The following is a 24,936-nucleotide window of genomic DNA, read 5'->3' on the forward strand; positions in this document are numbered from 1 at the left end:
GGCCTCATTTCTGCTCAGGTCGCTGCCAGACCCTGGGCAAGTGGTTGTTGTGCTAGTTGAAAACGACGGTGCGGTGGCCGTTTAACAGGATCCGCTGCTCTGCGTGCCATTGAACAGCGCGAGACAGTGCAAGCCGCTCTGCGTCCTGGCCTGTCACTGCAAGTTGAGCTGGACTGTAGTCATGTCCAACGCGGAGAACTTCCTGCTCAATGATTGGTCCCTCGTCCAGTTCGGCGGTGACGTAGTGCGCCGTCGCTCCAACGAGTTTCACTCCCCGTTCAAATGCCTGGTGGTAAGGTTTGGCGCCCTTAAATCCTGGAAGGAAGGAGTGATGGATGTTGATGGCCTTGCCTACAAGTTCGCGGCAAAGATCGTCGCTGAGCACCTGCATATACCGGGCTAGAACGGTCAAATCCACCTGATGTTCTGCAAGGAGAGCGAGTAGCTTCTCCTCTGCTTCCCTCTTAGTTTCAGGTGTCACCGGAATGTGAAAGAAGGGAATGCCATGGGCGTCTGCAACTGGTTGAAGGGTCGTATGGTTCGAGGCGATGAAGGGAAAGTCAACCCTAAGTTGCCCTGAGCGCCACCGGAAGAGCAGGTCGTTGAGGCAATGCTCGGCTTTAGAAACCAGCAGTGCAACCTTGGGCCGGTCGGCGGCGTCGACCAACGTCCACTCCATTCCGAACGTGGAGGCCATTGCTTGAAACGCCTTTTTCAGATCGCCAACGGATACGGCTGCTGGGCAAGAGACGTGCACGCGCATGAAGAACCTCTGTTCGGCGGCATCGTCGAACTGCTGACTGGCAAGAATATTGCAGCCATGGGATACCAAGAAACCGGAGACAGCGTGAACAATTCCGATTCTGTCTCTGCAACTGAGTGAAAGAATCACTTGGCGGAATTGGGCGTTTTCCATGGGACTCCTAGGGGAGATTCGTACGTTGGGGTGCCCTTGCGAGGAGAAGGGTTCGAGCAGTGCCCATAGGCCTACGCCTGCCAGCTGCACCTGCATCCTACGTTGACCATACGGGCCTAAAGCAGCCCTCGCCATGCTCAATTTGTACGAAAAAATCAGCGTTTTCATACCGCAGTGCGGTGACGGGACGCATGCCTTACTGTATCCGTGACTCGCCGGTGTAGCTGCCTGGAACGTGTAAGACGGCCTATGCGAGTAGTGCAGCCGCTGCCCGAGCAAATCCGATTTCAACACAGCAATAACCGCCTGAACCGCCGGCCTAATGCGGCATTGTTGGCTGCTCTTTGGCCAAGTGACCACCTCCGCCAACGGGTGGCCTAGCCCGGAGACGCGCAGACACCAACGGGGTCGCCATATTGGAGGACTTCAGATCTTTGTGAACCGGCTTTATACGGTGCGGGCAGGACGCGCTGCCCGCACCGCGGCGGGATGAGCGAATAGCATCAACGTCCTGAGGAAGACGTTCACTTCTAGCCGAGGGTGGATCAAGCTCCCGGTTGTCAGGTTCTGACTTTGCCGGGCAACCACATTTAGAGAAGCTCAACGCGGCAACGAGGAAGCTCCCGTCCAGTGCGGCGGACGGGAGCTTCTTGGCCTGGGTTCATTTTTTGAAAAGGTGGTGCGCGCCGCAACGATACAGCGCCGCACTTGACCTCGTTATAGGTGACTGCAGTGAGCCCTACACCGAGGCTGCAGTCCTGCTTTTGATGCGGACGGAGGCCACAAAACCGACGAGGAACACGGCTACCGTGCCGATCATCACATAGGGTAGCGCGCTCAGGGGCCCCGGCGCCGGTACAAGATTCCGTTGACGTAGAGCCACAGAACGGTAGCAGACGCCGCGACAGCTCCAATGTTAACCAGAACAGATTTCCTTGGGCTGGTGCGATTCAACAACACTGCACCGCCGATGCAGATGAGGAAGTAAGGGATCACCCAGAAATAGACCAGCAAGGTGGCGATATACCCGTAGATTTCCAACGGTGTGGATGATGTCAGCCACAGCATGATTGGGGGGCCAATGAGCGAGGGGATTCCAAGAAAGGCGATGGCTGCCACCGGGCTCTTGTAACGCTTGCTGACATTGGTTAGTGCCGCAGGTAGGAGACCGTCTGAAGCTGCGCTGACCACCACTCGCGACCCGTAGTTGAAAAATCCGATCAGACTGGCGAAGACGGCAACGGCAAGAACCAGGTCACTTATGTTTGACAAAAAGCCCACCCCTGCTGCTTCAGCGAGTACCGAATTCGGTGAGACCCCAAGGGCTAGCTGATCAGCAGAGTCGACAAGTGTCGGTACCTGGATCACTGTAGCAGCGAGGAAGGCCATACCCAGGACGACGGGAACTACCATAATTGCCCGAGGGATAGCGCGGGTAGGGTTCTGGGTTTCTGCGCCGAGGGCTGCGCTGCTTTCGAAGCCGATGAAGAATGCCGAGCCTATGGCGAGACCCTGGAGGAAACTGTTGAAGGTGAAATCGCTAAGGCTAAGCTGTCCTGCCAGATCGACATTTCCGCTGAACGCCGTTGCGATAGTGATAGTCAACATCACCGGTACGGAAACGACCGTGAGGATGACGCTGGACCGGACTGACACGTCCAGACCTCGATAGGCAATCCCCATGGCCACCAACGCTGCTAAGACATAAATCACCAGCTGTATTTCTGGTCCAGCTGCGGTGGATAGGCCCACGGACATGAGGAAACTTCCTACATACAGGCCTAGTGATACGACAAGTACCATAACTACGACGATGTAACCCGGAATCATTGCCGCCGCGATGACGAGCGGGCTCCAGGAGCCAAACACATGGCGAATATAGGAGTAAAGAGACCCGGTTCCGATATACCGTCGCGCGAACACAGTGATGAACAGCCCGACGACTGTGAAGGCAACGACCGACGCGGCCATCGCCAACCATGAAGAACGGCCTGAATAAGCCGCAAGGAAGGCTGGGACTGCTGAAAGACCGACAGCGGGAATAAAGGAAGATACTGAGAGCCCCATCACCTGCGATCCTGTGAGGTGCCCTAACTGCAGATCTGCATGGGCTATATCCTGAGTCGGTGGGGCTTGACCACCATCAGCTGTTGCTCCTGCGTTTTCAGAAGAAGTTTGCAAAGCCGTACGCCTTTCGAAAATGAGTCGCGGCCGCACGGCCGCGACGCTTAGTCCCGCTTTTTCGAATCGAAGAAGCGGATTGGGAAGATGCGTCCCTGCACCTACCAGATAGCGACTTCGGCGCGGAGATGGTTCGCGACTGGTTCAGTCTGTACGGATTTCCGAGCCCCTTCGCCGGTATTGTTTTCGGCAATTTCAAGCTGGTTTAGCCCTCCGGCGACAATCGATGCCGGCGGGAGGGGCTGGCTCTTACTGGTCTCAGAAGAACGGCGCCTCACCATGACGCCGTGGAGAAAACAGAGCAGCCGGCAAAGAGCGATCAGTCGCCGCCGTTCGATGTCAAAGGCCGGAGCTAGCAGTGTCGTTTCTAAGCGCAAAGGTGCTTGCACAGGAATCGGAACTGGCGCTCCAGATTGGTGGCAGAGGGTCAAGTCGATGCACGCAGCCCATATAAGCTCCCCAGGGTCAAGGTCGCTTACATGTGATTCACCTTACGAGTTGGCCCCGACGGCCAAAATCAGACAGATTGCCGAAGTTTTGGATTGATTCGTACCCGCGTACCAGAGGCGTGTCTCATACGGCAGTACTAGTATGCCTGTATGGAGCCACAAGTGCTGACGGTCGGGGACCTTGTTACCGCTCAAAGCCTGGGTACAAAGGTACTTGCAGGCGCGGCAGGCCTTGACCGGCAGGTTCTCTGGGCGCATAGCTGTGAGTTGAGCGATCCCGACCGGTGGCTCGGTCCGCATGAGCTACTCATGACAGTGGGTTTGTGCGTTCCTCACAGTGCCGCTGAGCAACGGACTTTTATTGTCAAACTCGATGAGGCCGGCCTTGCCGGTGTTGCCTTGGGGGATCACCCGAGTCTCCCTCCACTCACCCCGGAACTATACGAAGAAGCAGACAAACGTTCCTTCCCCGTGCTTCTTACGAACCATGCAACTCCCTTCGCTGCGATCGGGCGAACAGTTGCTGCTGCTACAGCCACCACACAGACCATGCAGGTACTCAAGCTCAGCAAGCTCTACCAGCTGTCCGCGTACGCCCGCACTGACCCGGTACGGATGTTAAATGACTTGCAGGCTCTTCTAAGGGCTGGCCTCAGTGTCTTTGATGTGAAAACCGGGCTCGCAATTGTAGAGGGAGCACCGCTGGAATCCATGCCCACTTCCGCGCGGGAACGTACTTATGCCCTCCCGGGGGACAGTGATGCCCGGCTCATGATTTCGGAATTCCCAGGCGAAGAGGTGAGCAGTTTCCTGCTAATCCATGTCCTGCAGGTGATTGATGTCGCGTTGAGCCAACTATTGCGGTCACTTCGCCGCCGTTCCGAACGCTCAGCGCATATGCTGGCGTCCATCTTGGAAGGGCGTAGCCCCGACGGGATAGAAAATCTTCTGGGTACGGGCGGTACTTCGTCTGGGTATCAAGTCGTTGCAGTGGCATTGGGCGAGGGCGAGAAGGTAGCCCGGGCGGCGTCAATCAAGTCACTGGCAGTCCTGGCGGGCTCCGGAGGCAGCTCGTTCTTTATCCTGATGCCCGAGCAGAGCCGGAATGACGTCCGGCAGCTGCTCAGCCGCCTCGACGTCCGGGCCGGAGCATCGTCAACATACCTTGATCTGCGGGATGCTAAAGCGGCAGCCGAGGAGGCCGTGAAGGTCTTCTCATCCGGTGGGATGAACGATCAGTGGATTGACTTCGCCGGAGTCCCCGTGTCGCTGCTTACTCGTTCTCGGAAGGAAGCATCGGCCGTAGTCCAACAGGTACTAGGTGGGCTCGCGGGTACAGATCCTAAATCGACTGCTCTGCGTGAAACACTCTTTGCGTTCCTTGCCAATGACCGCCGCTGGAATGAAACGGCAGCCGCTCTTGGCATCCACCGGCAAACTCTGTCCTATAGACTCACCCGAATCAAAGAGATTACAGGGCGAGATGTCGCGTCTTCAGCGGACCTATCTGCCTTCTGGCTCGCGTTCCAAGCCTGGCCCTCTTACTCGACCATATCCGACTAGGACCGCCGTCATCCGGCGGCTCCTTTCTTCAGACGGCTATCTGACTGTCGTTTTGTACGGAGAAGCGATCCAAGGAATCACACAAACGGGACTCGTGTTTTTGGCTTTCCGTATCATGACTGCCGCCGCCGGAACGTTTAGTGTCGATGGACAGTGCTTGTCATGGATGTATGGCGCCCGTGAGCAGGAAGAATGGGGTCTAACCTTACTGGCCCGAGTCTCGATGCGCTAATCGGTGTCTTACCCAGGTTTCGCGTGCCTAGCACAAGCTCCTGTGTCCCCATACACCCCTCGTCCACGAGCACGTGGTCTTGAGGAACAGAAAGGTTTCCACGATGACAGCCGCCATTCCGGAGGAACTTACCGTAAATCCCGGTGACAGTATCCCCACCTCAGGCCAGCACCCGTATCTGGCCCTTGAACCTGCCGGGTCTGGCTGCGAAGAGCACCCCTGCAGATTCTGCAACATTCCGGAAACTGATTGAGCTGGCAACGAAAGGAAGTTAACCGCCCAGCTGTTCCGGGCGATACCTTCCAAAGAACCCGCGCGATACCGCAAGTGCTTTTCCCGTCCCCATTATCCGTGGGCAAACTCCGTTTGGCACTTGCGCGGGCGAAGCTGCGAAATGAGGGAATGCGGTTGGGCCGTCTTGTCTTCCGCTGGTCCTCGGTCTGTCCAAGGTGCAGACGCCACCGCAGAAAAATCAGCATTGACCGCGGTGGATGTCGCCGACGCTGCGGACGCTCTTGGCGTCGGCGATGAATCCCTCCCCCACGCTTTCGGCACATGTTCTTTTAGCTATAACGCTGCAAGGGTCCGCCTTGCCGCTGCTGGCAGTCCGCCGATGAGTTCTACTTCCCGGGCCGGGCCGACGGAAAACCAGCCCACTTTGCTTCGCGCCGCGGAGGACATTCGGGTCCTGGCCTGTGCCAGAGCTAACCTCAGTGCCACACCTACTAACGCGCCCTCCTTTACTTTTCTTTGTTTCGATACAGCAAGAGCAGGAGACAAATTGGCTGGAACAGATCTGACGTGGCGTGACTCGTCAAGCCTTGTGGCACTGCGTCCCGGTGTGTTCGAAACAGTGCCGCCCAAGGGGAATTCATAGGTAACTGGCGTGGCTTCTGTTCGCGCATGGACATCTGCGGCCGTTCCTGTCCGATGCCTGGCAGAGCCCAAGACCTGGAGGCGGTAGGTTGGTCATGGTTCCCAGCCAACCCCATTGATCGTCGCTTGAGGGGTGGTTACACTCGACGCATTCTGTCTCGTGGCGGCCAAGTAACCCCACAAGAAGTCGATCCATCCAGAATAGAAATGCCATAGTGGAATGATGTCCTTTGTATTCAGGGAAATGACCCGCACGTGTTCCGAGCCGCGCGAGAGATCGGCAGCTGTACGTTGACGCGCAGCGTCCTATAGAAGGCGACGCATCTGCTCGACAGTGTCGACGTCCTCGCCAGTAGATTCATCACTGCAATCAATAAGATCTACAAGCCAGGGTTTCTGGCGCAGAAAGCTCCTGGCTCCAGCATCACCCACTACAGTGCTGGCTACTGCTGGCCGAAGTCTCACATCGATGAGCATTGGGTGACCTCGACGAAGCATCCCGAGGTTGTCTGGGGCTGCGTAAGCAGCCGAAGTGATGCGTCCCGGCCGGTGCGAGACGAGGAGCCGGCTAACAGTGCGGACGGTAAGCCCTGGCTGATCTACGAGAGCCACGAGGATATGGTCGTCTGCATTGGCAGCAGCATCACCAATAAGGTAGGAACTTCCCATACCAGATGGCCATTTGTGGTTTACCAGCGTCCGATAGGGTTTAAGGTTGGCCCCGGCGCTGACCGCTTGTGCCTCTGCCCCAAGTACGACAACTACTTCGTGACAGCCGCCGGCAAGTAGATTGTCGGCGATGATTTCCACGAGGGGTCGTCCACGGTATGGCAAGAGTGCCTTGGGGCCACGTCCAAGACGTGTGCCGGCGCCGGCGGCCAGCAGCACACCCGTAACCTGCACCAAATCCGTGTTCTCCAACGTGAGGTTCCTATTCTTCGCGTTCAAAAACCTTCAAATCCCAGTGACTGGTGCGAGCCTGACGCAGCCGATAGTCAGTGCAAATAATCAGCTTCCTCTCGCCCAACCCATCCTGACGGATCCAGATAATGCCAAGGGAAGGAGCGCTGGTGTCCACCACGCCGGAGTAGCGTAAGGTGTCATCTTCCGACACATGGATCCGGTCGCCCTGCCCCAACATCCGCAAATCAAATAGCTGGGTTTCGTCGAAGTCACCCGGTGCTTGGGTTTCTGGGGATTTCGAAACCAAGATGGTCTTGTTTTCTACCGAGGTCTGCCAAGATGAGCTGCCTTCAGAAGATTGGGCTGCGAACCCTTTCTTGTTGCCCATAGCTAGGCCGGGTCCGAGTGCACTGCGCCAGCGGAATCGCGGAGTGGGCGGCCAGTCCCCTGCCAACGCTTGGCGATTATTTCTGCCACGATCGACACCGCTGTTTCCTCTGGCGTTCGTCCGCCGAGATCAAGTCCTATTGGACTATGAAGTTCGGCGATTTGTGGCTCGAGTACTCCAGCCTCAAGGAGCCGGTTTAGCCGGTCATCATGCGTCTTCCGAGAGCCCATCGCACCTATGTAGGAGGGCTTTGATGGGCCTTCCAGCCGCAGGGCGATATCTAGGACTGGGACGTCGAACTTAGGGTCATGGGTCAGAACACAGATGACAGTGCGGTTGTCCACCTTTCCCTTCGCCACTTCTTCCTGAAGGTAAACGTGGGGCCACGATACGATTACCTCATCGGCCCCAGGAAAACGCGCCGTAGTGGCAAACACTGGACGAGCATCGCAGACCGTCACATTGAACCCGACCATTGACCCAGCCCGCGCGACTGCCGCGGCAAAGTCAATGGCCCCGAAGATGATCATTCTGGGCTTCGGCTGGTAGGAAGAAACAAAGACCTTTGTGCCGGTTTCCATCCGCTCTCCACTGGGGCCGTACGTGATCACTTTGGATTCGCCGGAGGCAAGCACCCCTCTAGCATCGTCGGCCACCGCATGATCCAGCATGGCACTGCCAAGGGTTCCGGAAGCGTGGGTTGGCCAAACTACGAGCCGCTTTCCCAGCATTTCTGCCTGGTCATGTTCCACCACGGTCGCGGTAGCAACCGGGTTACCTACCTGAACGTCCTGAATGACAGTCCTTATATCGGGATAACTTTCGTCGGTAACTCGTTCAACGAAGACGTCGATTATTCCGCCACAGGTTAAACCCACTGCTACGGCGTCATCGTCGCTATACCCAAACCGTTGCAATACCGGGGTACCGCCTTCGATTACGTCCTGGGCAATTTGGTAAACAGCCCCCTCAACGCAGCCGCCGGAAACTGAACCGACGGCCTCCCCCGCGGTGCTAACAGCCATTGCTGCGCCCGCTGGCCGGGGGGCCGATTTTGACGTGCTGACCACTGTAGCGAGTGCGAAGGTTTCTCCGCGCATCGTCCACTGTGCTACTGCTTCAATAACTTCACGCATGTGCTATCCGATCTGCTAGGTCCCTAAAGGCGGCCATGGTGTGGCCTGCGACCAAGGCATCGACGTGCGGAAGAACGGCCTTGATGCCGCTCTGTAGGGGTTCATATCCGGGCTTGCCACGGTGGGGATTGGACCAGATGACACAGTGCGCCAAGCTATGGAGGCGGGCAACCTGGTGGGCCAGCTCCCCTGGATCCCCGCGTTCCCACCCGTCGCTGGCGATCACTACCACAGACCCTCTTAGCATTGCGTGTTGTCCCCACAAGGTGATGAAGGCCTGTAGGGCTTCCCCCAGTCGCGTGCCTCCGGACCAATCCGGCACGACGAAACCTGCGTCCAACAATGCGACCTCTGGATCCGGATGCTGTAAGGCCGACGTCACTCTGGTAAGTCGTGTGCCGATAGAAAATACTTCTGTCGTGTCCGCGCCATCTAAAAGCCGGTGACCGAAGCGAAGAAAACTGTCAGCGTAGGCTTCCATCGATCCCGAAACATCCACGATCAGGACGACTCGGCGTGACTTTTTCGTTCGGTGGCGATACTGCAGCTGGCCTGGTTCGCCGCCTCGTTTTAGGTGGTCTCGAACAGTGTGTGCCGGATCGATGCGCTTGTGGCGATGGGTCCGCTTGTAACGCGCCCTTCTCAGCGGTGGTCTAATAGGCAGAGCAGCAAAGGCCTCCGCAAGATACCTCTTTTCCTCAGCAGACATCAGGGCTACATCCCGATGCTGCAGGGCTTCGTCCTTGCTAGCCAGTGCAATTTGCTGCTCGAGTTCTGACTGGGGGCTGTCGCCGTCTGCTGCGTCTGGCAGGCTGGCCTCCTGTCTCTCCGAAAAGGGCACAGGTACTGGAGGCTCGGATGAAAACCACAAGCGAAACGTCTGGTCGTAAGTCTCGAAGTCATCCCTGCTCCTACACAACGTCGCGCGTCCGGCCCAGAAGACCTCGCTGCGGCGTTGGAGATTGAGAACGCTCAGAGCCTCGAGGTAAAGCCGGGCCTGTTCGGCCCCTATGGCCATCCCCTCATCTCTGAGAGCACCTACGAAGCCATAGAAGATCGTCAAACCTATTTGTGAAGACATCACAATCACAATTCCCGGTCAGGTAGGGAAGATGGTTCTCAAGGTGCTCAAGATAAGCTCCCGGTCGTCTTGGTCTTTGCAGAGGGCACCAATCGTCAAGCCAGCACTGTCGGAGTTAATGTCACTTCCGCCAAGGCGGTCCAAGGCCTGGGCCCAGTCAAGCGCCTCCGCTACCCCGGGAGAACGTCGCAAGCGCCCTTCATTGCGCAGGGACTGGACTACGTCAACCACCTGCTGCGCTAGCTTCTCATCGACGCCGGGAAGCCGCGTCTTGATGATTTCCAACTCACGGGCCGGTTCTGGGTGGTCTATCCAATGGAAGTAGCACCGCCGTTTCAAAGCCTCGTGTAACTCACGCGTCCGGTTCGACGTTAGGATCACGATGGGTGGAACACTCGCGGTGATGGTACCCAACTCAGGAATTGATATTTGGTTTGACGCAAGCACCTCCAAGAGGAAGGCCTCAAACTCATCGTCCGCCCGGTCAACCTCATCGATGAGCAGAACGGCCGGCCCGCCTTGCAAGGCACGAAGAATCGGGCGGGGAAGTAGGAACCGCTCCGTGTATAGGGACTGCTCCAGTTGCTCCGCATTCGTTGTCGAATTTGCTGCCTCTAGTGACCGCAGGTGCAGAATCTGACGTGAAAAGTCCCAATCATAGAGCGCCTGGGTCGATTCGATGCCCTCGTAACACTGCAGCCGGATCAACGGGATCGCGAGCATCTTGCTAAAGCTTCAGCCAGCGACGTTTTGCCCGTTCCTGGAGCACCCTCGACAAGCAACGGCTTATTCATAGCAACAGATAAGAAGACGGTGGTGGACAAGCCCTCGTCAGCCAAGTAGTTGACAGCCTTGAGCCGCGCGGCCATCTCTCCGGGGCTTTCTGGCTTGATCACTTTGTCGTTGCTCATTGTTCGCCTTGCTAATCGTTTGAGAGGTTGTGCATTCTGGCTCTCCGCAGTGACTACGTATGTCGTAACGGATACCGCTGGTAGACGGCCGCTATGCCGTGCACGAGCGTAAGATCAGCCGGTTCCGGGATGTCCCCCCTGTATCAAAAGGCAGGACATCCCGAAGCCGAGAACATCAGCTCGGACTGAACCCTTTGCTATTCCTGCAAGTTGCTCGCGATCATCGTCTTGCCTTTAACAACCCAGATATCTGCCCGCTGGTCGTTCAGGACTGGGAAGGAACTTCGCATTTCATTCAGCGAATCGAGATCCAGACTGGCGTGGAGAACGGTTTCCTCTCTCTCCGCCTGGGTCAGGATGTTTCCGTTGCCATCCACAATCTGACTGTGTCCACCCAACTCTATGCTCTGGTCAGCCCCCGTCATATTGCACTGAATGACGAAGGATTGGTTTTCGATTGCTCGAGCGCGACCCAGAGTCTGCCAGTGCTGAATGCGCGACAGGGGCCAGCACGCTGGTATCACATTCAGTGCCGTACCCTCAGCTGACATATGCCGATACAGTTCGGGGAAGCGAAGATCGTAGCAAGTGCTGAGTCCAGTGATGGCGGTGCCTCGTTCTGTCTGCACCTCGAGAATCGCGGGCTCATCGCCCGCTGCTATCAGCTTTGGTTCTCCATCGGAAAACCCAAAGCGGTGGATCTTCTTATACGTTGCCCGGAGGGATCCGGCCGGGTCAAAAAGAACGGACGTATTCCACATGCCAGAAGCCGCGTTGCTGTGCTCCGTCACCATGAAAGAGCCGGCATGCAACCAGGCTTTCTTTTCCGTGGCCACTTCGGACAGGAAGGTAAACACCTCACTTTGCAGCGAGACAGCGTTCTGTCGCCAGGTGTCGTAGGAAAACCCGCCATGAAGCCACAGTTCAGGCAGAACGATGAGGTCCGCTTCGCCAATGCCAGAAATCAAGCCCTGGGTACGCGAAATCCTGTCCTCGAGCAGTTCTGCCGAGTCGAATCTCACCTGAACAGCCGCTACATCAAGCTGCCCCCTATTTGGTGCTACTTCGCGCACATCCATCAGGTTCAAGACTTTCGGTTGCTTCCGGCTGCAACACCGGCAGCGAAGACCGCAATCAGTGCAGCTACGACAGAAACAATTGCGGGCAGCCATTGTCCGGCTGCGGGGATCTCCATCTGGGGGCCCTTTTTGGCAGCCCGCGTGTCCTTCGCCAGCTTGATGAGGTCCAGTGCTTCGGGTTCTGCCTGCGAAGGCTGCCTTAGTTCTTTTCCTTGGCCTCCTTCAGTCTTTGAGAGCTCAGTGGATGCTCCGCTGGTGGACTCGCCCCCTGAAGTCATCTCCACGGCCAACCTTTGAGCGAAGACTCCGAGGATGGCGGTCGCCGCTTCATTGATCACACCTCGCCCGAACTGGGCGATTTTTCCGGTCATGTCCAGCTCGGTCTGAACGATAACGGTTGCGCCATTGGCTTCCGGCTCAAGCCGGGCGGTAATGGTCGCCGACATATTCCCTTGCCCGCGGGCATCCTTCGCACGGGCCTGGATTACTGCGCGCCGACCCTTTTCATCGACCTCAATAAAGCGGGCGACGCCTACATACTCGGCCGTGATGGGCCCCACCTTGATTTTTGCCTTACCCTCGTACTCATCACCATCAACGCTGGTGATGGAGGCTCCGGGAAGCATGGGGGCGATTCGCTGCAAGTCCAGCAGTACCGGCCACGCCTCCTCCGGTGGGACGGGCACGGTGAAAGTGTTGGTCATCTCCATGATGGTTTTTCCTTAAACGTTCTCGACGACGGATGGTTCATCCACTTTAGGGAGCCCGAATGCAAATGCGGGGTTTCCGGGCTCAAAGCTTCCCCCGTGCTGCAGGCGGGACGCCATCTCTTTAACTTTCTGGAGATAGGCGTTTCCCTGCTGCAGTTGTTTGGTTTCCCAATTTTGCAATGACCCCCGCAGATCGTGGTTCCTTGTAAAGACTTCAGCAAGTGCGTGCGTCGTCACAGGCTTTTGCTCCACCCGCAGCTGCGTGGGGCCGGGGAGTCACAGCCGCGTCTCCGATCAACAGGACGCGGCCGTGAACCATGTGATCCACGGTGGCATCTGCCACAACAGTCACAAAAGGGGAAGACGCGTTGAGCACAAGTTCCCTGAAAGGCTTGAAAAGTCGCTCACCCCTGCTGTGGAACTGACGGAGATTGTGGGGATTCAGCGAGTTATGGTGCACTGATGTCGGGAGCCTTATGCCGCGAACGTCTGTCATAAGTTCGTCGATGTCAGCTCCTTCAGGGACGTTCCAGTACCACTGAAAGTTCAGACGCGGAGACTCTGCGTTTTCCCGTCCAGGTATCGGGTAAGCGATGAGATGACCGTCTTCCAGAAGACCGTACGTGAACTTGTCGTTAAAGTAGTTCCACACATCATCGGAAACTTCGCCCGGCTGAAGCACGCCACGCCAAGTGACGTAGCCCGCGTATTTAGCTCAACGCCCAACAGTCGTTTACGAACTACAGAGCTCCGCCGTCCGCGCCGATCAACCAGTTCGCTTCAGCCTGCGTGCCGTCGGAAAAGCGCAGCTGCACCGCTTCGGAATCCTGGTTGAGGCCGACGAGGCACTTACTGGTGTGGTATCGCTCGGGTCCGAACAGCTCGTAGAGCGCCCCGTAAATTGAGTCGTAGCTAGTAAAACGCCAGTCTGCAGGAACGGATCCGAAACTTTCTCCTGTCAGTCCGTCGACATATTCCATGGAGGATGACGGAACGCTAATGGAGTCCAGCTCAACACCTTGCTCCATCAAGTAACGAACAAGCTCCGGTTGAACGACGATGCCTGTGCCGAAGCCCGAGAGGGGCTGGGGGGATCGCTCATAGACATCGACCTCAACGCCAGCATCTCGAAGCATCAGCGCTGCGGCCAAGCCAGCTATCGAACCTCCAACTACTGCAATGCGGTCGGTTGTCGGGCTCATGCATTCTTCCTTAGTGCCATGGCGAGCGGCCGCATTGGCGCGCCGCTCGCTCCCCTAAGACGGATCGGAGCAGCGATCAGACAAAATTCCTGCACTCCATCCTTGGCCAGTTCCTCCAGGTTCAACAGTTCCACCATGGGTACACCTGCTTCAGCAAGGAAGTGCGTGTGCCCTGGAAGCCAGTTGTCCTCGTGCTCGGACGGGCCTACCTCTACGCACTCCTGGTCAGCACCAATTGCAGCAATGTTTTGGGTTGTGAGCCACCGGGCAGCGTCCAAGCTTAGGCCCGGAGGGTTTCCAAGAGTCTTGGTTCCGTCCGGCCAGTAACGCATACGTCCGGTACGAACAAAGGGCACATCCCCTGCCTGCAATGCGAGGCCGGCTTTATCCAGTGCCTCTTCAAGGTCTGCAACAGTGATGGCGTAGGAATCAGGAAGGCAGTCAACGTTCTTCAGGCCAGCAATATCCAGCAACACGCCGCGGGTGATGATTGGCGGAATTGTCTCCGCTCCACCCTTGGTCCAGGTCCGGCTGCCCAGATTCTCCTCAGGCCTGTAGCCGTTATAGATCTGTCCGTCGACACCGAAGTGGTTCAACGAGTCGATGTGCGTTCCGGTGTGGGTGTACATGAAGACAACGTCACCCGAGTAACACACGTGCCTGTTGACATGCTCTCCAACGCCGTTAAGGTTATCCACCACTGTGCCTGGGGGGTGTGGCTCATGAAAATTTGGTAGCTAGGGTCTCCGGCGCCCTGAAAGCTGGGCATGCCCACGAAGTAGTCAACGCTAAGGTCATAGACCCGCGAAGGATCTGCCCGTTGAAGAACGTCTGCGCGAACGGACTCATCAAGGAGGTTTAGTGCCCCTCGCTCGTCATTGGGTCCCCACGGGCTCTTCCCTACCTTTACATCTGCAGTCTGGCTCATTGGGCTGCCTCAACTTCATAATCCACCACAGCCCTATCCGCGAACATCGGCATAAGTGTCGCGACTACTTCGAGGTGGAAGGGATCCGTGGAGTACTTGTCCAGATCAGCCCAGCTTGCAAAGTCAGAAATCAAAACTCCATCCCACGGCGCGCCGTTGTCGCCAGGGTCACCGGAGTGAGTCCCAATCTCCCAGCCTTGAATGAAACCTAGGCGCGGCGGAAGGGCGTTGAGAATTTCAACAATCTCCTCCTGGCTGCTGCCTTCAGCTACGCGCCATGCAAATACGTGTCGAATCTTAGTCATCAGTGGACCTCTCATATGTGTCTTGGATTACCCGCCGGGTTGTCTGTTCAGTTTCGTAAGAGCAGCGAAGTTGTCCCACTGGCGGATTGCACAAGTTACCGTTCTGCTTTGTTCAAACCTTGACAGCGGGTGAAGATCTGCTCGGGCGTGACTGGCAATCGGTCGATGTGTATGCCATCGGCAATGGCATCATCTATGGCGGAAGCGATCGCCGCTCCAGCGGCAATGATGCCAATTTCCCCAAGGCCCTTGGCGCCGAAGGGTTGTCGGGTGACTTGGCATCTTCAGTTACAAAGCAGTCGACGTTCGGCATCTCCTGAGCGCCCGGCAACAAGTAGTCCATGAACGAAGTCGTAATAGGCTGTCCGTCCTCTTCGTAAAGGAACTCCTCGTAAAGCGCACCCCCAATTCCTTGAACAGCGGCACCTATGATCTGGCCCCTTGTGGTCAGGGGGTTGATTACCCGCCCGGCTTCCGTGGACGTGGAAAAGCGAAGAATCTTATGACCGCCTGTGTCAGGATCTAGCTCGATTTGCACCAGGGTTACGCCGTATGGGTAGTTCATGGCGTTGTTCACGTAGACGGCGTCCGCAGCCAGGCCGGGTTCGTCATTGTCCGCCCTCGCTGTGAAAGGGTCCCTCGCCGCTGCGATCTCGTACAGCGTAATTTGTTGATCGGTGCCCTTGACCTTGAAACTGCCTGCAGTCAGTTCGAGGTCGTCGGGATCGACTTCCAACATCTCGGCGGCCAGACGTCTGGCTTTATCCACCACTGCAAGCGCTGCCTTGCGGGCAGCACCTCCGGCGAGAACGGTTGAACGGCTGGACCAGGAACCAACGCCATCCGGAATAAGCTCCGTATCGCTGTGAACGATGTCGATGTTTTCGGGAGCGATCTGTAGCTCTTCGGCGACAATCTGGGCCAGAACCGTCTCGATTCCCTGCCCTACCGAAGAAGCTCCGGTCTTGACCGTAACGCGGCCGGCACGGCTGACGTCGACACCGCCTGTTTCGAAAAGCCCCAGCCCTGCTTTGTCCATCAGCACGCCCAGGCCTACGCCCACTTTTCGGCCCTCTGCCCGCAACTGTCTGGATTCCTCAAGCCACTCTGGAAAGTTTGCTGCCTGCAGCGCTTCGTCAAAATGTTTGACTACATCACCCGAGTCGAAGTGGTACGGCTCGTGGACGATATCAAGACCCGGCGCCCAAGGGAGGTCCTCCGCCGTTAAAAGGTTCCGTCGCCGGAATTCCGTCTTACTGAGGCCGATTTCTTCACAAGCCAGATCGAAAATCCGCTCGCGAGCGAAGGTGGATTCGTAGCGTCCGGGCGCACGATACGCGCCGACAGGTGTTTTGTTGGTAAACACGGCGTGCAACGTAGCATCGTAAGCAGGAACCCGGTACGGGCCGAACACGATACCGGCAGTAATGTCGCTGACCAGCGGCTCCGCTTGCCTGAAAAAGGCACCATGATTGTGGAAAATTTCGTCCTTCATGCCGAGGATCCTGCCCTCAGCATCGAGCGCGAGTTCGAGGTTATGCACCATTTCCCGGGCATGGGACGTGGCAGTCATGTGCTCGACGCGGTCCTCAATCCATTTGATCGGTACTCCCAGCGCACGGGCCGCCCAGGCTGCAACCACGGTCTCTGGGAAGACTCCGCCCTTCACGCCGAAATTTCCGCCGACTTCCACGTGTTTCATCCGTACGTTGACCTCGGGAAGATCTAGCATCTTGGCGATGATCCTCCGGTTGTCATGCACATGCACGGTGCCCCAGATGAACAATGTGTCCCTTGCCGGGTCGGGCTGTACCAGTACGGCCCGTGGTTCCATAGGTACACCGGAATGGCGGTTGGTGACGTACTTGTGGCGGATGACGTGCTCCGCTTCGGCGAAGGCCCGATCAATATCGCCGTAGGCCTTTTTGATGCGTGCACCTTCGTTACCACGCCCCGGAAAAAGCTCGACCTTACCGGTCAACGCTTCTTCCGGGTCCAAGAGGACCGGGAGCGGCTCATACTCGATGGAGACAAGTTCGGCCGCGTCTTCGGCACGATAAGGATCAACTGCAAGGACGGCAACCACCGGTTGCCCCACGTACAGCACCTTGTCTACTGCCAGGACCGGGTGACTAAAGTCCTCAATGTTGTCATATATCTCGTGGTATCCCAGCTCTTCCAAGAGAACGGAACCCAAGTGCCGTGTGTGCTCAGACGTGATAACCATTCGTACGCCTGGAGTCTTTTCAGCTTCAGTAACATCAATGGACACGATCCGGGCATGGGCCTGTGTTGAACGGACAATGCGCATATGCAATTGCCCGGGCACTCCCAGATCGCCAGCAAATGTTGCTGATCCAGTGAGTAGCCGGCGATCCTCGCGCCGCAGCACCTCCTGGCCTATCCATGCCTGCCTGTTGCCCTCGTCCGCGCCGGCTCTACCGTTGTCAGGGATGAGCGTTTTAGCCTTTGCCATCATGCGCTCAGTATGTCATCGGGCCGTCCAGCCCGGATGTTCAGGCATTGACAAAAACGCGACCCAAGTATCCGCAGTTAGTAGGCGCCCTCGCGCAGCTTCCATAGCATGATCATTTCGCAGCCCCCTTGTGCGGGGTCACGGAAGCTGAATTTAGGGAGATGGCAGGATGACTGTAACTTCGCAAGTGAAACCTGAAGATGAAATGCTGAACTGGGGACGTCTTATCCTTGACGGCGTTTCCTACTCAGACATGGTGGGTGCCCGCGATAGGCCCAAGGAGATCACCTGGTTTGACTACTGGATGAATCTCGCAAATGAGTATGAGCAGGACGCGGAACGAAAAGTGGCCCTGGGCCATGACCTCTCCGCCGGGGAGCTCCTGATGTCAGCCGCACTTTGCGCCCAGTACGCTCAGTTCCTCTGGTTCGACGAGCGCCGACAGAAGGGCCAAGCTCGAAAAGTTGAGCTATATCAGAAAGCAGCTCCACTTCTGTCCCCCCCTGCAGAGCGTCACGATCTGGTCGTTGACGGCATACCGATGCCTGTCTACGTCCGCATTCCTGAGGGCCCGGGACCACACCCCGCCGTCATCATGCTCGGGGGTCTTGAGAGTACCAAAGAGGAAAGTTTCCAGATGGAAAACCTTGTGCTCGATCGGGGAATGGCTACAGCCACATTTGACGGGCCCGGCCAGGGCGAAATGTTCGAACACAAGCGGCTTGCGGGTGATTACGAAAAATACACGTCCGCGGTAGTGGATCTTCTCACCGGACTTGAAACAATCCGGAACGATGCTATCGCAGTGCTGGGGCGCAGCTTGGGCGGTAACTATGCTCTCAAATCTGCCGCATGTGAACCGCGTTTGGCCGCATGCATCTCTTGGGGCGGATTCTCGGACCTGGACTACTGGGACCTCGAAACTCCTCTGACAAAGGAAAGCTGGAGGTACGTCTCCAAGGTTGGCACTCTCGAGGAAGCAAGGCAGCACGTCCACGCGGCTTTGGAGACCCGGGACGTCCTTCCGCAGATCACATGCCCGACGTACATCCTGCACGGGGTTCACGACGAGGTTCCATTGTCCTTCGTGGATACCGTTCTTGACTTGGTGCCGAAACAACACCTGCACCTAGTAGTTGAAAAGGACGGCGATCACTGCTGCCACAACCTTGGAATCCGACCGAGGCTTGAAATGGCAGACTGGCTCTATGATGTTCTGGTAGCCGGAAAGACGCTCACCCCGACAATGAAGGGGTGGCCTATCAATGGATAAAATCAGAAAGATCAGTACCGGCACGGCGCCGCTTGAATCCTGGCAGCCGGATGGCGTCACCGTCCAAGAGGGAAACCCCAATGGTCATGGGTTCACGCTCTTCGAACGCACTTCCTCTCCTCAATTCGGCACGGGTATCTTCACCTCGCAGCCGAGCACAACAACCTATGAACTTATGGACAACGAGATTATTTACGTTGTCGAAGGCTCCGCAACGCTCACTCTGGCGTCCCAAGAGCCGGTGTCCGTGACTGCCGGCGACCTGGTATTCCTGCCGAAGGGGCATGTGTCGACTTGGGAGTTTCACGAGCCCTTCAAGGAGATCTGGTTCTTGGTTGAATAAGAGCTGCCATCAGCGACACCGCAACGGGGCCACTTACGGTGCTGGCTGCGGGAGAGCGGGAGACTCCTCTAGCCCTCCGAGCTCAAGCTTCATGGCCTCGACCATCCGCCAGAGTCTGATGGCGACGGGCAATTCATCTCGCAGCACTCCTCTTGAACCTATTTTGGCTTCGATCAGTTTCAGCCGATAGGCGATAGTTCGGCTGTGCACTCCCAGGCGCTGTGCAGCCAACGCCGCATTCTGGCCCGAAGCAAAATAAGCTTCGAGGGTTTCGACCAGCCTGCTCGGGGGGTCTTGGTGCAATCCGAGACCCCCCAATTCGTCGGAGATGAATGACGTTACTGCGGCGAGATCGCGCGTAGCCAACGCCTCAAGCATGACATCTTCATACCAAGTAACCTGGGTGCCCAGTTTTTGGGCGACCGACTCGGCTTCCAACGCCCGTCTATGGGAAACTACGAATCCATCGACACCTTCGCTTAGAGTCCCAAACGCAATCCTTGTATCCTTCGGCAAGGCATCTGCGAGGACAACTTGCGGTGAGGGCAGTCGATTCGACCACTCGGCCCAGATATAGCCGGTCTCATCCTCGGCCGTGATAACAAGGGGGCGAATCCGAGAGGCGGCGCCGAACGTACGAGCAACAGCCTCAACGCCTTCGCCCGATACCACCGCAGCCAGGTGCCGGCCTGAAAGGTTGTAGGAAAATACTGTCGAATCTATTGGGAGCCCGGCAAGGAGGGCCCTCAACGTCGATAGCTTCCTGCGATTCTGGCTTTGCCTGGAAAAGGCAGTGCTCTCCATTTGGTACGTTTCGATGATGGAAGCGGAAACTCTATCGTTCCAAGCGAAATGGCTTGCACTGGCATGCCTTAGAACCTTTGACCTTTGGAGAGGATCGATGATGATTCGGTGCGCCTCTTCAAGGATAAACTCCCACAACGTGGCTTGGGCCGCCCTAGATCCCCTGAGTAGGTGATGGAGGTCGACGCCCGCCCGTGCCGCCAACCTCACTTCGCGGAGAGTCTCATTGGAAGCCCTGGTGGCTCCTACCCGCCCTTGACCGATGTATTCGAGGACATCGCGCAAGGAAGCCGTAATGGTTTCCGATTCTGCCTCTGTAAGAGACGAGTTCCGTGTCGCGGTCGAATAGTCTTCGTACGCATACTGCAGTCTTGCCCTAATACAGTCGTAGATTTCAGGAATCCTTGCCTTCACGGCAGCGGAGAGTTCATCCAGTCCTTCCTCAATGGTCATACACTGAGACTATCAACGGAGCTGGCCTGCGCCGAGACGCAGGTAGCGCGCATGAAGTAGGAACATGATCCAGACGCAACTTCTATCGGCAATATCGGCTGCCATTACAGCAAATATAGATCAGCTGTCCGACTCTATGGTCCGTCGACTCCAAGATGATGTTCAGGCTGGTGTGGGCTTAGACCCGGCACTGGCGCAGCGGAGGTCTGAGCGGCTCGCCGCTGCCTTGCTATCTATCAGCAGGGCATTGTCCGGGTCAGAGGAACCCGACGAGGATTTTCTTGCCGAGGCCACCCTCGAGGCGCGTGAGACAGCCCAAGCCGGCGTCGATCTACTCGAACTCATTCACACCTATCGAGTGCTGCAGTCTGCGACGTGGGATGTGCTCTTGGACTTTACAACCACTCTTGTTCCGGATGCATCACAGCAGTTGGAAATTCAGAAGTGGGTCTCTCAGCTGCAGCATCGGTGGCACGACGTTGTAGTCGCCAATGTCATCGACGCGTATCGTTCGGAACAGCATCGGTTCTTTTATAAGTCGGAGGATCACCGGCTTAGAAATGAGTTGCGGGATTTCATTGCAGGACGGCGCATTGCCCGACCTAACGCGAAGTACGCCTTTGAAGGACAACATTTATCCGTGGTGGCCTGGGGACATGATCCAAAGGGTACGATCGACCGCGCCGCTACGCTTATCAACAGCGATGCGCCTTTGATACTGGAAAGCACTGGCGGAGCGTTTTTGGGCTGGTTGGCGGTACCGGAGGGCCAGGATGCCGTCACGCAAGTCAGTGAAAGTGACTTGCCTGATGGTGCACATTTAGCTCTAGGGTCCCTTGATAAGGGCTTTTCCGGGTTCCGGCGCAGTCACCAGCGCGCATGGAGGGCCTATAAAGTGGGCCGCCTGACGGGCGCACGGATAACCCGATATTCCGATGTGGCTCTCGAAGCTGTCTTCGCCACAAATATGCAGGCGGTGCGTGACCTGGTCTCGCAGCAGTTGGGCCCTTTGCTCAGCGATCCCCGCAGAGACATACTTTGCGACACCCTTCGGGCTTATTTCTCGGCCGGTTGCAACGCCGTAGCGGCTGCAACGGCGCTCCAGGTCCATGAGCGCACCGTCGCCTACCGGCTCAGATCCATTGAAGAACGGCTTGGCATAAGCGTTGCAGAACGCAATGTGGAGCTCCTCGTCGCACTACGGCTTTATGGCTTGTTGAAGTCAATTGCTGGGACCGACATTCTGTAGTGAAGGTCAGCGTCCAGTGCTAGCGCGTCGCGGGATTGTCTGTTCTAGGTAGGTCGCGGCACTGATTTGTCCCATGACGCAGAGCGCAAATTCATACCAAGGGGGCAAAGTAGTGACATGAACAATGAGCGCGGCCGGCGGTACTGCCCGTGAAGCCACCTTCTTTCGATTACGTTGTTGCCGATTCGGTTGAGCATGCGCTCCGCCTGCTGGCGGACGGCGGCGATGACGCGAAGGTCATCGCCGGCGGTCAGAGCTTAGTCCCGCTCCTAAATTTCCGGATGGCCCGTCCGTCCCTTTTGGTCGATATAAACCGCATACCTGGTTTGGCAAACATCAAGAAATCCGATCAAACTATTGCGATCGGCGCCTTGACCCGTCATGCGAAGCTAACAAGCTCCAAAACCATTTCGCATAACCTTCCAATCCTGTCGGAAGCGGCGGCATGGATCGCGCACCCTCAAATTCGTACTCGAGGAACGATCGGCGGCTCCCTTGCACATGCCGATGCAGCCGCAGAGCTGCCCGTAGTCCTGCTAGCCCTTGACGCCTCCGTCACCGCAAAGTCTCTACAAGGCGAGCGGAGTATTCCTATAAAGGAACTATTGGTCTCGCATTTTGTCTCAAGCATCCTTCCCGGCGAGCTCATTGTGGAGGTGAACGTACCTCTGCTGCCTCCTGGAACCGGTGCTGCATTTGATGAATTTTCCCGAAGACATGGTGATTACGCCATAGGAGGGGCTGCATCCATCGTCACCTTGGACGAGCAAGGCAAATGTTCGCGGGCGAGGATTACTGTCCTGGGCGGAGGGTCAACCGCCATTCGCTGTCACGAGGCGGAGAGCATCCTGATTGATAGCACTCTCTCCAGTCAAGATATTGTCGCCGCTGCGCGCGCCGCGGTACAGGGTCTTGACCCCGTGCCCACAGTGCACGGGAGTGCTTCGTACCGTGCACAAGTTATTCGGACGCTCGTCGAAAGAACCCTCGCCCAAGCACTGAACCGCGCGAGACCGACACAGGAAAGCAGGGATCACTGATGAACGCCTTTCACCTAACGGTTGAAGTAAATGGAGTCAACCACGAAACGGACGTCGAGCCTCGTCGGCTCCTTGCGGACTTCCTACGGGATGACCTGCACCTCAGGGGTACTCGAGTAGGCTGCGAGCACGGCGTATGCGGTTCCTGTACTGTGCTGATGGATGGCCAGCCCGTGCGATCCTGCACCGTGCTGGCCGTACAGGCGAACAATTCCAGGATTGAAACCGTCGAAAGCCTACAGCAGGACGGACAGCTTCACCCGCTGCAAAGTTCCTTCTCAAAATGCCATGCCTTGCAGTGTGGATTTTGCACCTCAGGATTCTTGATGACGCTTAAGCCTCTCTATGATGACGACGAGGTTACCCTCGATGCGACGAGTGCTCGCGAAGCTATCTCGGGAAATATTTGTCGTTGTACGGGATACCAGCAAATTGTGGAAGCTACAGTAGAAGCCTTCAATTGTAGGGCTCACGACGACTGACTCTAATCTCGACCCCTTCGCGGGGCTCAACGTTTCGGCGTCCCCATCATCCCCTAACAGCTTTCCCCGTGGCGGTTATGGATATTTCCGAAACAGAAATTCCCATAGGCACTCTGCATAATAAAAACGCAGAATCTTAGAAGGCGAAGAAAGCAACAACACGTGCTGAATCCCGATGATGACACGACCAGGATGAACGGACCGGATGAGCAATTCTGGCAGGCAGCTTCTGTACAGAAGATACTTCTCAGCGCAGCCTCCGCCTATCGGGATCCTGAGCATGTCTCGATATGGGAATCTTGGCCTCACGGCTGAAGGTCAAAGACACAGAACAAAACGAAAATGGACCGTAGCCGGAAATCCAGCGTCGCCATCGCGAGTGCAAGACTAAACAGCATCATGCGGTCCCTATGTTTCCGGGCCAGACACGACTCCTCCTGGCTCGGGATTCACCATCCTGGGATAACTGCGGGGAATGCAACATCTGCATTCCCGCAGTTATCCCAGAGTATGACTACTCTGAACACAGGACGATGTCAGCCGTAAGCCATCACCAGCAGTTCAAGCCAGCGACCGTCGAGAAACCGATAGCGGCGGTTTGGGATCTCCCAAAAACGCCGTCGCTGGCGAGCAACATCTCCCAGGTCGTCTTCGTATATCTGAGCGTGCGCCTCACGACACCCGTGCGAATGCTGTGAAGCCTACGATCTGCTTTGTTGCAGATACTCATTCGATTCCGGCGGGAGCAGTGGGCGCCGACCCTTGTTCCCGGAAATCGCGCGATTGGTCCAACGGGCAACCCAGTTCCTCAAGACCTCGTTCCTGTGCCACCTAAATTCCACCGCCCGGAGCACGGTAACGCCAGGTAGTGCAGTGGGTACCGGAGGCTGACCTCCGGCTAGTCATCCGACGATGCGCCCGGCAGGCGGTCTGGTCAATTCCGGCACGAGCGAAATGCTGTTGCCGCTACCACCCCCCGGCTCCGGCGCCATCAGCGTCACCGGACGCGGGCGCATCCCAAGGAAAGACCAACTCCGGAAAGAGGCCAGCCAGCCAGCAGAGATATCATGCCGGTCACTGCCCGTAAACATGGTGGCACCTGCGTTCGGCCCGGCCACGAAACGGTCCATTTTATATGCTGGACACCTGACCAGCTCTGGAGCGGACAGTTGCGCCGGGACGGTTTCGCGTCCCGGCGCCAGCGAGAGAGGTTTAGCCCGGTATCCAGCTCCGATCTACACACCCAGGGGTTTGGATCACGCTACTTTGCCACTGAGCGCGACGCGAAGCTCGGAGTCCCGCTCGCGCATTCCTGCGCGGACCGCATCAGCAAAATCGTAAACTCCGTCAGTAATTCGGCCAACTGCCTGATTTAGGCCTCCAGGCCCCAGGCTGGACCGTGAGTCAGTAACCGTCCGAAGGGCAATGACTCCAATAGCCACCCCGATACCCATCCAAACGAGTCGTTTCATTATTGGTTCTCCAAAACTCAGCGGCTTCGGCGGCCGGTAACGGGCTTGGAGTGATTTGCCAAGGCCGTCCTGACACCATGGCTGAAAGCCAACACCCTAATCAATGGTGACCCGATCGAGGCGGCGACCAAGGAGGACAGCGCGGAGAGATTGGCGCTGGCGTCCGAAACGTTCGATGCTATGTCGTCCACCTTCTTGAGTTGTTGATGTGTAGTGGAAACAGTAGCTGTTACCTCAGCCATCAGCGGTGTGGTGCCCTCACTCAATGACCTGATCGCAATTCGTACCTCGTCGAGTACCTGGCCCAGTTTCATAATGGGCACTGCCAGCAGCAGGACAAGGAGTGCAAACATCACCGCAGCAATGAGGCCGGCGAGAGCACCAACAGACATAGACATTCATCTCCAAGAACTTATATGTGTGAGCACAAAGCTGCTCATATGGATAGGGAAAGCATGCAGGGGGGGAAATCCACTGGGTGCCG

General features: G+C 56.9%; 21 protein-coding genes and 2 pseudogenes. 6 read left to right on the plus strand and 17 right to left on the minus strand.

Going from position 1 to position 24,936, the window contains the following annotated elements; all coding sequences use genetic code 11:
- Positions 1-52: 52 nt before the first annotated feature.
- Positions 53-916 carry a formyltetrahydrofolate deformylase gene (gene purU, locus G205_RS07890; protein WP_009357517.1) on the minus strand — a complete coding sequence of 288 codons (864 nt, stop codon included), beginning with the start codon at positions 914-916 and terminating at the stop codon, positions 53-55.
- A gap of 837 nt (positions 917-1,753) precedes the next feature.
- Complete coding sequence (locus tag G205_RS07895; protein ID WP_235046823.1) at positions 1,754-3,097, minus strand: APC family permease; 1,344 nt, start codon at positions 3,095-3,097, stop codon at positions 1,754-1,756.
- A 599-nt stretch (positions 3,098-3,696) separates the two neighbouring features.
- Here G205_RS07895 and pmfR point away from each other — a divergent pair.
- On the plus strand, positions 3,697-5,109 hold the full coding sequence (gene pmfR / locus G205_RS07900) for a transcciptional activator PmfR (RefSeq protein ID WP_035752413.1): 1,413 nt from the start codon (positions 3,697-3,699) through the stop codon (positions 5,107-5,109).
- Between the two features lie 1,414 nt (positions 5,110-6,523).
- Here the strand turns inward: pmfR and nboR are convergent.
- The 12 genes and pseudogenes from nboR to kdhC all read right to left on the minus strand — a co-directional run bounded on the left by nboR (position 6,524) and on the right by kdhC (position 17,339).
- Positions 6,524-7,138 (minus strand): nicotine blue oxidoreductase, encoded by a 615-nt coding sequence (nboR, locus tag G205_RS21015; RefSeq protein WP_009357520.1) that lies wholly within the window; start codon positions 7,136-7,138, stop codon positions 6,524-6,526.
- A gap of 10 nt (positions 7,139-7,148) precedes the next feature.
- The gene (locus tag G205_RS07910) at positions 7,149-7,508 is read right to left on the minus strand and encodes a hypothetical protein (RefSeq protein WP_035752419.1); all 360 of its coding nucleotides are present in this window, start codon (positions 7,506-7,508) and stop codon (positions 7,149-7,151) included.
- Between the two features lie 2 nt (positions 7,509-7,510).
- Positions 7,511-8,644: an XdhC family protein gene (locus G205_RS07915; RefSeq protein WP_035752422.1), complete on the minus strand. Its 1,134-nt coding sequence runs from the start codon at positions 8,642-8,644 to the stop codon at positions 7,511-7,513.
- A complete protein-coding gene (locus G205_RS07920) occupies positions 8,637-9,725 on the minus strand; it encodes a vWA domain-containing protein (protein WP_035752455.1) in 1,089 nt (362 codons plus the stop codon). Before G205_RS07920 ends, G205_RS07915 begins: the two co-directional genes overlap by 8 nt.
- 18 nt (positions 9,726-9,743) lie before the next feature.
- A complete protein-coding gene (locus G205_RS07925) occupies positions 9,744-10,448 on the minus strand; it encodes an AAA family ATPase (RefSeq protein WP_009357524.1) in 705 nt (234 codons plus the stop codon).
- Positions 10,430-10,636 carry a hypothetical protein gene (locus G205_RS22625; protein WP_235046824.1) on the minus strand — a complete coding sequence of 69 codons (207 nt, stop codon included), beginning with the start codon at positions 10,634-10,636 and terminating at the stop codon, positions 10,430-10,432. The genes G205_RS07925 and G205_RS22625 overlap by 19 nt, the downstream gene beginning before the upstream one ends.
- Positions 10,637-10,833: 197 nt before the next feature.
- Positions 10,834-11,715 carry a carbon-nitrogen family hydrolase gene (locus G205_RS07930; protein ID WP_235046828.1) on the minus strand — a complete coding sequence of 294 codons (882 nt, stop codon included), beginning with the start codon at positions 11,713-11,715 and terminating at the stop codon, positions 10,834-10,836.
- 5 nt (positions 11,716-11,720) lie between these two features.
- On the minus strand, positions 11,721-12,425 hold the full coding sequence (locus G205_RS07935; protein WP_009357526.1) for an SRPBCC family protein: 705 nt from the start codon (positions 12,423-12,425) through the stop codon (positions 11,721-11,723).
- 12 nt (positions 12,426-12,437) lie between these two features.
- A pseudogene (locus G205_RS07940) lies at positions 12,438-13,627 on the minus strand (FAD binding domain-containing protein).
- On the minus strand, positions 13,624-14,256 hold the full coding sequence (locus G205_RS07945) for a cyclase family protein (protein WP_235046825.1): 633 nt from the start codon (positions 14,254-14,256) through the stop codon (positions 13,624-13,626). Before G205_RS07945 ends, G205_RS07940 begins: the two are co-directional and overlap by 4 nt.
- Positions 14,257-14,551: 295 nt before the next feature.
- Positions 14,552-14,860: a Dabb family protein gene (locus tag G205_RS07950; RefSeq protein ID WP_009357529.1), complete on the minus strand. Its 309-nt coding sequence runs from the start codon at positions 14,858-14,860 to the stop codon at positions 14,552-14,554.
- 95 nt (positions 14,861-14,955) lie between these two features.
- Positions 14,956-17,339 (minus strand): annotated as a pseudogene (kdhC, locus tag G205_RS07955) (6-hydroxypseudooxynicotine dehydrogenase complex subunit gamma).
- A 166-nt stretch (positions 17,340-17,505) separates the two neighbouring features.
- Between kdhC and G205_RS07960 the strand changes: the two are divergent.
- The gene (locus G205_RS07960; RefSeq protein ID WP_035752425.1) at positions 17,506-18,609 is read left to right on the plus strand and encodes a 2,6-dihydropseudooxynicotine hydrolase; all 1,104 of its coding nucleotides are present in this window, start codon (positions 17,506-17,508) and stop codon (positions 18,607-18,609) included.
- Positions 18,602-18,952, plus strand: coding sequence for a cupin domain-containing protein (locus G205_RS07965; RefSeq protein ID WP_009357532.1), 351 nt, complete (start codon positions 18,602-18,604; stop codon positions 18,950-18,952). Before G205_RS07960 ends, G205_RS07965 begins: the two co-directional genes overlap by 8 nt.
- 33 nt (positions 18,953-18,985) lie before the next feature.
- Here G205_RS07965 and G205_RS07970 read toward each other — a convergent pair whose 3' ends face one another.
- Positions 18,986-20,209 (minus strand): PucR family transcriptional regulator, encoded by a 1,224-nt coding sequence (locus G205_RS07970; RefSeq protein WP_009357533.1) that lies wholly within the window; start codon positions 20,207-20,209, stop codon positions 18,986-18,988.
- 64 nt (positions 20,210-20,273) lie between these two features.
- On the opposite strand from G205_RS07970, the gene G205_RS07975 reads away from it, so the two are divergent.
- The 3 genes from G205_RS07975 to kdhB all read left to right on the plus strand — a co-directional run bounded on the left by G205_RS07975 (position 20,274) and on the right by kdhB (position 22,980).
- Positions 20,274-21,458 carry a PucR family transcriptional regulator gene (locus G205_RS07975; RefSeq protein ID WP_009357534.1) on the plus strand — a complete coding sequence of 395 codons (1,185 nt, stop codon included), beginning with the start codon at positions 20,274-20,276 and terminating at the stop codon, positions 21,456-21,458.
- A 149-nt stretch (positions 21,459-21,607) separates the two neighbouring features.
- Positions 21,608-22,498, plus strand: a complete 891-nt coding sequence (gene kdhA, locus G205_RS21020; protein WP_009357535.1) for a 6-hydroxypseudooxynicotine dehydrogenase complex subunit alpha — start codon at positions 21,608-21,610, stop codon at positions 22,496-22,498.
- Complete coding sequence (gene kdhB, locus G205_RS21025) at positions 22,498-22,980, plus strand: 6-hydroxypseudooxynicotine dehydrogenase complex subunit beta (protein WP_009357536.1); 483 nt, start codon at positions 22,498-22,500, stop codon at positions 22,978-22,980. The genes kdhA and kdhB overlap by 1 nt, the downstream gene beginning before the upstream one ends.
- 1,256 nt (positions 22,981-24,236) lie before the next feature.
- On the opposite strand, the gene G205_RS22635 is transcribed toward kdhB, so the two are convergent.
- Entirely contained in the window at positions 24,237-24,452 is a 216-nt protein-coding gene (locus G205_RS22635; protein WP_009357537.1) for a hypothetical protein, read from the minus strand.
- A 17-nt stretch (positions 24,453-24,469) separates the two neighbouring features.
- Positions 24,470-24,844 (minus strand): DUF948 domain-containing protein, encoded by a 375-nt coding sequence (locus G205_RS07980; protein WP_009357538.1) that lies wholly within the window; start codon positions 24,842-24,844, stop codon positions 24,470-24,472.
- Between the last annotated feature and the right edge of the window lie 92 nt (positions 24,845-24,936).

It is taken from the genome of Arthrobacter nitrophenolicus (assembly GCF_000332815.1).
GTDB classification, from domain to species: domain Bacteria; phylum Actinomycetota; class Actinomycetes; order Actinomycetales; family Micrococcaceae; genus Arthrobacter; species Arthrobacter nitrophenolicus.

Coding starts and splice junctions, on each gene's coding strand:
- G205_RS07910 (WP_035752419.1), bottom strand. CDS start 7,508: ATGGGCAACAAGAAAGGGTTCGCAGCCCAATCTTCTGAAGGCAGCTCA.
- G205_RS07950 (WP_009357529.1), bottom strand. CDS start 14,860: ATGACTAAGATTCGACACGTATTTGCATGGCGCGTAGCTGAAGGCAGC.
- pmfR (WP_035752413.1), top strand. CDS start 3,697: ATGGAGCCACAAGTGCTGACGGTCGGGGACCTTGTTACCGCTCAAAGC.
- G205_RS07930 (WP_235046828.1), bottom strand. CDS start 11,715: ATGGATGTGCGCGAAGTAGCACCAAATAGGGGGCAGCTTGATGTAGCG.
- G205_RS07920 (WP_035752455.1), bottom strand. CDS start 9,725: ATGTCTTCACAAATAGGTTTGACGATCTTCTATGGCTTCGTAGGTGCT.
- G205_RS07925 (WP_009357524.1), bottom strand. CDS start 10,448: ATGCTCGCGATCCCGTTGATCCGGCTGCAGTGTTACGAGGGCATCGAA.
- G205_RS07935 (WP_009357526.1), bottom strand. CDS start 12,425: ATGGAGATGACCAACACTTTCACCGTGCCCGTCCCACCGGAGGAGGCG.
- G205_RS22635 (WP_009357537.1), bottom strand. CDS start 24,452: ATGAAACGACTCGTTTGGATGGGTATCGGGGTGGCTATTGGAGTCATT.
- G205_RS07945 (WP_235046825.1), bottom strand. CDS start 14,256: ATGTACACCCACACCGGAACGCACATCGACTCGTTGAACCACTTCGGT.
- G205_RS07965 (WP_009357532.1), top strand. CDS start 18,602: ATGGATAAAATCAGAAAGATCAGTACCGGCACGGCGCCGCTTGAATCC.
- G205_RS22625 (WP_235046824.1), bottom strand. CDS start 10,636: ATGAGCAACGACAAAGTGATCAAGCCAGAAAGCCCCGGAGAGATGGCC.
- purU (WP_009357517.1), bottom strand. CDS start 916: ATGGAAAACGCCCAATTCCGCCAAGTGATTCTTTCACTCAGTTGCAGA.
- G205_RS07980 (WP_009357538.1), bottom strand. CDS start 24,844: ATGTCTGTTGGTGCTCTCGCCGGCCTCATTGCTGCGGTGATGTTTGCA.
- G205_RS07970 (WP_009357533.1), bottom strand. CDS start 20,209: ATGACCATTGAGGAAGGACTGGATGAACTCTCCGCTGCCGTGAAGGCA.
- G205_RS07915 (WP_035752422.1), bottom strand. CDS start 8,644: ATGCGTGAAGTTATTGAAGCAGTAGCACAGTGGACGATGCGCGGAGAA.
- G205_RS07975 (WP_009357534.1), top strand. CDS start 20,274: ATGATCCAGACGCAACTTCTATCGGCAATATCGGCTGCCATTACAGCA.
- G205_RS07960 (WP_035752425.1), top strand. CDS start 17,506: ATGACTGTAACTTCGCAAGTGAAACCTGAAGATGAAATGCTGAACTGG.
- kdhB (WP_009357536.1), top strand. CDS start 22,498: ATGAACGCCTTTCACCTAACGGTTGAAGTAAATGGAGTCAACCACGAA.